Source organism: Treponema sp. R6D11 (assembly GCF_054786075.1).
This window is the reverse complement of sequence record NZ_BDHD01000319.1, coordinates 1-1,448: the sequence shown is the minus strand read 5'-3', so window position 1 is coordinate 1,448 and position 1,448 is coordinate 1. Positions and strand designations below refer to the sequence as shown.

The 1,448-nt window shown below is 40.3% G+C and carries 1 protein-coding gene and 1 pseudogene; both read right to left on the bottom strand.

Going from position 1 to position 1,448, the window contains the following annotated elements; genetic code table 11:
* On the bottom strand, positions 1 to 273 hold a 273-nt coding region (locus ACYVTD_RS12715; protein WP_461248120.1), incomplete at its 3' end, for a hypothetical protein.
* A 15-nt stretch (positions 274 to 288) separates the two neighbouring features.
* Positions 289 to 1,395 (bottom strand): annotated as a pseudogene (gene tyrS, locus ACYVTD_RS12710) (tyrosine--tRNA ligase); the annotation flags it as partial.
* Positions 1,396 to 1,448: the final 53 nt, after the last annotated feature.

Here is a 1,448-nt window from a genome sequence, read left to right as displayed (position 1 = left end):
GATTAAAGTGGTTTTGACACCTGCTGGACGCACGACTTTTGGAATTTCGATTTCATCGTCTCTGCCGAAATTGTCGTTTACAATAAGTCCGATCATTCCATAGATAAGCTCGCCTGGATGGAACTTTTTATCTGCGCCTTTTTTTTCTAGTTCTTGCGTTGTTTCTAGGGCATAGATAGCATATGAAGGCGACTGAAAAGAAGCAGCAAGCGCTTTAATTGGAAGGATTGCGCTGAGGAGGATGACTAATAATAAAAAATTAATTTTCTTCATATGTATGCCCCTTTTTTATTTCATGATTACTTTTAGGAAAACTTTTTTGCCTTTTTGGGCTAGCACTTCGTTTGATTTTTTTTCTATTATATATGCTGTGTCTGTGATTGAAATATTATTTAGCTTGATGCCGCCTTGTTCGATTAACCGTCTTGCTTCGCTTTTTGAAGTTGCTAGCTCTGTTAGGACTAGAAAATCCAAAATGCTGATATCGTTATCAATAGCTAATTCTTTTGTTGGAGCATCGTCGCCGCTTCCGGAAAAGAGGGATTTTGCTTTTGCTTGAGCATCTTTTGCTGCGTCTTCGCCGTGAACCATTTTTGTTAGTTCGTATGCGAGCAACTCTTTTAGTTCGTTTAGTTGCTCGTTTTCATAGCTTTCGTATTTTTTAAGCTCGTCTAGCGGGATGAATGTTAGCATTTTTAGCAAGGTTAGGACGTCGTTGTCTTGAACGTTTCTAAAATATTGGTAGAAATCGTATGTAGAAAATTTGTCTTTATCGAGCCAAACTGCGCCTTTTTCAGTTTTGCCCATTTTTTTGCCTTCCGAGGTTAGGAGGAGGTTTGTTACTAATCCAAAGACATTGCCTTTTTCGCCTAGAGTTTTGCGGATTAGGTTTACGCCGCCTAAAATATTACTCCGTTGGTCTTGCCCTGCGACTTGCATTTTGCAATTATGTTTTTTATAAAGATGCATGAAATCGTAGCTTTGCATTGGAAGGTAGCACATTTCGCCGAGTGTTAGTCCGCCTGATTCGCGCCGGTTAGCGTAGCAGTCCATTCTTAACATATCGCTCATATTGAAATTGAAACCTAGACGAATGAATTCTGCAACAGTCAGTTCGTCTATCCAATCTGCGTTATTTACAATTATTGCGTTGTTTAAATCGACGAATCTAGCGAACTGTTTTTTGAAGCACTCGATGTTGTGCGCGATATCATCGTCTGTTAGCATTTTGCGCATGTCTTGTTTGCCGGTCGGGTCTCCGATTTTGGTTGTAGCACCACCGACTAGAAGGATTGGAGTATGACCTCTTTCTTGAAATCTGCGCGCGTTAATTAACTGGAGGAGATGTCCAAAATGCAGGCTATCGGCTGGTGCATCTAAGCCTACATAGAAGGGTACTTTTTCGTTTTCTAATTACGCATCTATTTTGGCCTCGTGTGTTGCTTTTG